Origin of the sequence: Elioraea rosea (assembly GCF_007644105.1) — a bacterium.
In the GTDB taxonomy this organism is placed as follows: domain Bacteria; phylum Pseudomonadota; class Alphaproteobacteria; order Acetobacterales; family Acetobacteraceae; genus Elioraea_A; species Elioraea_A rosea.
In genome coordinates, this window is the sequence record NZ_VFAC01000093.1 from 1 (window position 1) to 955 (window position 955).

Genomic DNA, 955 nt, shown 5'->3' on the forward strand with positions numbered 1-955 from the left:
CGGCCGCGGCGTCACCGGCCCGCCAGCCCGCCTCGAGGCTGACGAGCTCGGCGATGTCGCAGAGCCGTGTGGCGGCCGCATCGGCCGCGTCGCGCGCTGCCTCGACCAGGCGGTCCTCCAGCGTCGCCACCGCGGCGGCGAGCGGGGCGGAGAGGTCCGGCACCGCGAGGCCGGCAACGGCGCCGCCGATCCGGTCGACGCCATCGGCAAGCGCTGCAGCGGCCTGCTCGAGCGCCTCCGCGGTCGCGGCCAGCCTGTCCTGGCTGGTTGCCGCGGCAGGGAGCCGGCCGATCGCCTCGAGCAGCAGCGGCATCACTGCCTCCATGCGCCGGGCCTGGTCGGCGCCGCGGGCGATCGCCTCGTGCATCGCCCGCTCTGCCTCGGACGGCTCCTCCGGCGGCGGTTCCGCGACCGGTTCGGGTTCATCCGGCGCGTCCGCGCGCAGGGCCGCCTGCTCGAGCGCCTCTGCCGCGGCGAGGGTGCGCGCAGCGGCGGCCTCGATGGTGCGTGCCTGTTCGGACGCGAGCGCGGGAAGCACCGCAAGCGCGCCTGTCGCGTCATCGGTGCGCTGCACGGCCTCGGCCAGCTGGCGCGAGGCTTCGCCCGCCACCTCCGCAAGCTTCTCGCCGGCGATCGCGGCACCTTCGAGCGTCGTCGCCGCAGCACCGATGGCGCCACGCACCGCGTGAAGCTCCTCGCCCGTCTGGCGAAGCGTGAGCTCGAGATTGGCCGCAAGCCTGCGGAACTCGATGCCCTGGTCGGGCTGCGCCGGAGGCGGCGGCGGCGGGACGGTCGCTGCCTCGATCTCGCGCGCGAGCCTGCCCCAGAGGTCGCCGCGCTGCGTGCCCCATGGCGCGGCGCCGGGTGCGCGGGCGGCAAGCGAGGCCGAGAGCGCCTCGGCAGGCGCGAGCGCAAGGGGGCCCGAGACAAGCGCCAGAAGCGCGGCCCCAAGGGC

At 77.0% G+C, this 955-nt stretch carries 1 protein-coding gene; it reads right to left on the reverse strand.

Annotated features, from left to right (window positions below):
• On the reverse strand, nt 1-955 hold a 955-nt coding region (locus tag FIF60_RS21860), incomplete at both ends, for a hypothetical protein (RefSeq protein WP_158639341.1).